At 55.6% G+C, this 5,713-nt stretch carries 3 protein-coding genes and 2 pseudogenes; 4 read left to right on the forward strand and 1 reads right to left on the reverse strand.

The features are described 5' to 3' along the window. Nucleotides 1-485 (reverse strand): annotated as a pseudogene (locus K7H22_RS19705) (IS5 family transposase); the annotation flags it as partial. Nucleotides 486-692: 207 nt separating this feature from the next. Here K7H22_RS19705 and K7H22_RS19710 point away from each other — a divergent pair. The 4 genes and pseudogenes from K7H22_RS19710 (at nt 693) to K7H22_RS19725 (ending at nt 5,515) form a co-directional block, all read left to right on the forward strand. Beyond that, nucleotides 693-1,649 (forward strand): TAXI family TRAP transporter solute-binding subunit, encoded by a 957-nt coding sequence (locus tag K7H22_RS19710; RefSeq protein ID WP_230802515.1) that lies wholly within the window; start codon nt 693-695, stop codon nt 1,647-1,649. A gap of 182 nt (nt 1,650-1,831) precedes the next feature. Further along, nucleotides 1,832-2,134 (forward strand): hypothetical protein, encoded by a 303-nt coding sequence (locus tag K7H22_RS20310; RefSeq protein WP_419248202.1) that lies wholly within the window; start codon nt 1,832-1,834, stop codon nt 2,132-2,134. A gap of 31 nt (nt 2,135-2,165) precedes the next feature. Beyond that, nucleotides 2,166-4,229, forward strand: a complete 2,064-nt coding sequence (locus K7H22_RS19720) for a TRAP transporter permease (RefSeq protein ID WP_230802517.1) — start codon at nt 2,166-2,168, stop codon at nt 4,227-4,229. A gap of 70 nt (nt 4,230-4,299) precedes the next feature. Beyond that, nucleotides 4,300-5,515 (forward strand): annotated as a pseudogene (locus K7H22_RS19725) (IS701 family transposase). Nucleotides 5,516-5,713 lie beyond the last annotated feature (198 nt).

The following is a 5,713-nucleotide window of genomic DNA, read 5'->3' on the forward strand; positions in this document are numbered from 1 at the left end:
ATAAAGATAATGCTTGCCAAACAGGGGGCATCCACACACGCTCCGCTGGTCGGCCGTCAGAAACATCCGCAGTGGGCGGCCAGCCGCGTCTGTTACCACGTGCAGTTTCGAGTTCATCCCGCCCTTGGTGCGTCCGATCAGGCGGCCGCGCCCCCTTTTTTCAGCCCCAGGCTTGAGGCTGTGCGGTGCGTCTTCAGATGCGTCGCATCGATCATCAGCGTATTACTCCCGCCGCCCTGATTGGCCAGTTCCAGAAGCATCCGCGCGAAGATGCCTTTCTCGCTCCATCGCTTCCATCGGCTATAAAGGGTCTTGTGAGGCCCATATTTTGCAGGCGCATCGCGCCACCGTAAGCCATTGCGGTTGATGAATATTATGCCGCTCATCACCCGCCTACCGTCCACACGAGGCTTGCCGTGGGACTTTGGGAAAAAGGGTTCCAGCTTGGCCATCTGCGTGTCGCTCAGCCAGTATAGATCGCTCATGTCGTCGCTCCGTTTTCGGAGCCGTGAATCACGCGGCGCAGCAGAAATCAATGCATCCTGACCCTAATCAACAGTGGAGGAAAAATCCCGTGGCAGGTCAGCAGGCACCAACGTCGAGAGTTACACATATGTGTTGAACGAAGCCATTCAGGTATCTGCAGTGCGCATTTGTTTGTAGTTTGCCTCAATAACAATAGGGAGAGAAAAATGAACCGGATAGCATTCGCATTTTGTTCCATAGTGGCGCTCAGTGGAGCAGCAACCGCGCAGGAGCTTTCGATCGCCACTGGCGGAACTGGTGGCACATACTACCCGTACGGGAGCGGCTTCGCACAAGTAATTGAGAGGCATATCGAGGGCACCAGCGTCACGGTCGAAGTTACAGCCGCATCCGTTGAAAATCTCGCGCTGCTGACCCGCGGGGAAACCGACATTATCCTCGCTGCGGCCGACGCCGTGAAGAACGCGGTCGAAGGACTGGACGCCTTTGAGGGGCGCCGCGTCGACAATATAGCTGCACTGGGCGCTCTCTACGCTAATGTCGTCCAGATTGCTGTCTTGGAAGAGCGCGGCATCCAGTCACTCGACGATCTTCGAAACAAGAGGCTTTCCGTTGGCGCGCCGGGATCAGCGACTGAGCTGACCAGTCGGCGGATGCTCGAACTTCAGGGTATAACTTATGAAGAAGTCGGGGCGCAGCGCCTCAGTTACACCGAGTCCGTGGATGCGATGCGCGACGGAAGCCTGGATGCTGCCGTCATTCTCGCAGCCCCGCCGGCAAGCTCGGTGATCGCTCTTGCCGCGGGACAAGACATTTCAATTCTCCCACTGACCCAGGAAGAGGTCGACCGTATCGTTGAATCTGACTCGGCGTTTGCTCCCTATGTGCTCCGGGCGGGGACTTATGACGGGCAAGATGAAGACGTTCTGACGTTCTCTACTCCCAATATGCTGCTGGTGAACGATGCGATGGATGAGGAGCTGGCCTACCAGATCACCCGAGTCCTGTTCGAATACACGCAGGAAATCGTGGCCGTCCACCCGTCCGCCAAAGAAACCACTGTAGAGTTCTCGCTAGCTTCGAGCACCGTGCCTTTGCATCCTGGCGCAAGGCGCTACTACGAAGAGGTCGGAGCTGAGATCCCGGCGCGGCTACTTCCTTGAATAGCTGGCTCTGCGCGGTTCCTCTGGTCATCCTCCTCGCAGGGTCAGCACAAGCTGACCGTCTGTTGATAACCGGCCAAAGCGGACACAGCATCATGCCGGACCTGTTGGAGCAGACCGAATGGTGTCTTCACTGGCAGCACTCTGTTTCGGGAGGACTCGTAACCGATTGCTTCCAAACGATGGACGGACACGTTTTCCTCGACCGCAGTTTCCTGCACGATCCCGCCGCCGCGGGACTTGGTGAGGTTCTTGGGCGTGGCCGAATATTGCGCTCCGCGACTGATGAGGACTGGATCGTCGATATAGCCGAGGTCATGCCTTGTAATCGTGTGTTCGTACGGATCGGCGGGCAGAAGATTAACCATCGCCTGACTTACGGCTCTGCAACGGTCAATCTTAGCGAGATTTTCGCTGGGGAACGGGTCGCAATCACCCTTCTGTCAGATGACGCTGACAGAAGGGTGAATGAAGAATGCCGGTAACCGCCTTCGGGGTGGTGTCTAGGAGAAACAGATGCAAGAAAAGTCCGAACCCATTTGCGCAGATGCTAATAAAGATCTTACCGGCAGAATCATCCCGGCCCAGCCTTGGCCAATCGCGAAGCTGATCATCCTGCTGTCGATCGTACTGTGCGTTTTTCAACTCTACGCCGCTGGTATACGGCCGATGGGTTTGTTCTATCAGCGCCCAATCCACCTCATGTTGATCATGATGGTCGCTTTCCTCGTCTTTCCAGCTTTCGGCCTGCACTGCAAACGCGGTGTGATGGGCTGGGTGATCGACGCAGCCTTTTTCACTGCGGCTATTGTCTCGGGCCTCTACATAGTCGTCAACCTGGACGAGATCATCGCGCGGGCGGGCTTTTGGACTCGAACCGATATCATAGTCGGTAGCTTCGCGATCATTACCCTGCTGGAAGCAAGCCGTCGCGTCGTAGGCATGGGGATCACCGTGATCGGGTTCATCTTCGTACTGTACGCTCTTGCCGGTCCGCGTGGTGCGCTGCCCTGGTTGGGGGAGTTCATGCCCGGCATCTTGTCTCATCGCGGCGCCTCGGTCGAACGGTTGGTGTCTCAGCTCTATTTCGGACAAGAAGGCATCTTCGGTTTGCCGCTGGGGATCGCCGCGACCTATGTTTTTATTTTCGTTTTGTTCGGCGCAGTGCTGGAAGTGACGGGTGGGGGGCGCTTTTTTATCGATCTTTCCTTTGCCGCCACCGGCCGCCAGCGTGGAGGGCCAGCCAAAGCTGCGGTTTTGGCGTCTACAAGCATGGGCTCGATTACCGGTAGCGCCATCGCCAATGTCGCGACGACAGGCCCCTTCACCATCCCGCTCATGAAGCGGCTAGGTTACAAGCCCGCCCAGGCCGGCGGTGTCGAGGCGGCAGCTTCCACCGGTGGCCAGATCACCCCGCCTCTGATGGGTGCGGGTGCGTTTCTGATCGCCGAATATACTGGCACTCCCTATGTCGAAATCATCAAGGTTAGCATCTATCCGGCGCTTCTATATTTGCTCACTGTCTATCTCTTCGTCCATATTATTGCGCTGAAGCAAAACATGCACGGCATACCGGCCAAAGACTTGCCGTCGGTGCGCGCGGTGATGAAAGAAGGCTGGCATTTTCTTCTACCGCTCGTCATGTTAATATTTCTGCTGGTCATTGGCTTGTCGCCGATGCGGGTCGGTTTCTATGCCATTTTATCGATTCTTGCCGTTGCTGTTCTGCGCTATATTTGGGGATGGTTGCGCAATGAACCAACTAGTGTTCACCACATGCATCCCAATGGCACGGTGAAGGAAGAAATCGTCTATGAACGTCTGCCGCTGGCGTTGGTACTGAAGGCTGGGCTGAACAAGGCCGTCGAAGCCTGCGAACTGGGGGTAAGGAACGCACTGACCGTTAGCCTTGCCTGCGCCATCGGGGGCATAATCGTCGGCGTTGTAGGGCTGACCGGACTGGGGCTGAAGTTCTCAGCCCTGATGATGACATTCTCGGGTGGCAATGTCGTACTCGCCTTGTTCATTGTCATGATAGCCAGCTTGATCCTGGGCGTCGGCCTACCGGTGACGGCCAGCTACATCGTGCTGATCATCCTGGTCGGCCCTGCTATGAGTTCCGAGTTCGGCATCCCTCTCTTGATTGTTCATCTGGTAGTGTTTTGGTATTCGCAGGACTCAAATGTCACACCGCCTATCGCCTTGGCTGGTTTTGCGGCAGCGGCGATCGCCAAGAGTCCACCGATTGCTACAAGTCTCCAGGCTTGGAAGTTCGCCAAAGGCCTCTACATCATCCCGCTTTTTATGGTGTTTAACCCCGAAATAATCATTGGAGGACCAGTGCCTATCGTGCTTTGGAGTGGCGTACTGGCCTTTTTCACCTGTGTCGGCTTCGTGGCAGCACTAGAGGGTTATCTGTTCGGACGGATCAACGGGGTGTCGCGGCTTGTGGTGCTGGCGGCCGGTATCGGCACGCTGCAACAGATTCTGTGGTTGGAGGTTATCAGTTTGGCAGTGATGGTGTTGATGATAGGATTGAACTGGATGGCAGAGCGGAACCGCGAAGCACTGCCTGCTTAATACTACAGTTGCGCTTGAACTGACTTTCTGATTCATTTTGTCCAAAGGTTTCTTTTTGGAGGAATGGGCTGTGTCGGTGTCAGATTGGGCATGCAGTGTTTTCAAATTGGCAGGATGAACTTGCAAGGTTGAAGGCGATTATTTCGCCCTCTTTCAAGCGGTCAGAACAGCGGGTGACTGCTGGCGCGTTTATTGACGGGCACCTTTCCGGTGTGGAACGAAAGACTGGCTGGATGCTGGCAGAAGAGGCCGGCTTGGATCGGCCTTATCGCGTCCAGTCCCTGCTTGGCCGATCATCTTGGTCGGCGGAAGCGCTCTGTGCGCATATTCGGAATTGCGCTCTTGAGGCACTGGGCGATCCAGACGGCGTTTTGGTTGTGGATGAGACCAGGTTTCTTACGAAAGGCGAACATTCTGCTGCTGTGGCGCGACAGTATTCTGGGACTGCAGGGCGGATCGAGAATTGCCAGATTGGCGTTTTTGCGAGTTATGCGAGCCGCTGGGGGCATGCATTGATTGATCGCCGGCTCCATCTGCCCAAGACTTGGGCTCATGATCCAGACCGCCGCGCCAAGGCGCATGTGCCGCAAGACATAGCTTTCGCCACTAAGCCAGCGATTGCTTGCGAGATGGTGGAAAGGTTGCTTGATGAGGAGACGTCCTGTGCCTTTGTGTTAGCAGATGCGGTTTATGGGTCAGACAGCAAGTTCCGCAGAATGGTGGAAAGACGACAACAGCAGTATGTTCTCGCCGTACGTTCGACCCACTGCTTACATTTTGTCGAGGAGTGGCATTTCGTTCAAACCGATCCTGCGACATTGATTGATGAGTTACCTGCTGAGCAATGGCAGGCACTGAGCGCCGGAGAGGGTGCCAAGGGTCCCAGGCTGTACAATTGGGCTCGCGTGCCACTCAACCATAAAGCTGATGCAGGCTTTACGGGCTGGCTGCTTGCCCGTCGCAGCCTGCGTGACCCAGAGGCTATCTCGTATTACTTCGCATACGCGCGAACAAATACGACATTGCCGGAACTGGCAGCTGCAGCGGGCCTGCGTTGGACCATTGAAGAATGTTTTTTGCGCGCCAAGGATGATTTGGGGCTTGATCATTGTGAGGCACGCTCATGGCATGGATGGCATCGGCACATGAGCTTGGTCATGGCTGCCGCTGCATTTCTTACACGCTTGAGCGCCGATCAGCGCCGTATGGCTTTTAGTAAACCGAACAAAACGAGTCCGCAGCACACTACGGCAGTGGAATGGTCACGAGGCTGCAATACACATTGACCACGCCAGAAATCCGTAGGCTGATTGCTAGCCTCTTACCATGGCCGATATTAACCGCTGCTTTCATCTGGGACTGGTCACAATGGAGACGACAACATCAAGTCACCGCCGCCATCGCTCATCGAAAATCTCGACATAAAGTGCAACTGTATTATTGGAGTATCCGTCTTGATCAAGCTGTTTTCGGTGTCCATTTGC

The organism is Seohaeicola saemankumensis (genome assembly GCF_021021435.1).
Taxonomy (GTDB): Bacteria; Pseudomonadota; Alphaproteobacteria; order Rhodobacterales; family Rhodobacteraceae; genus Seohaeicola.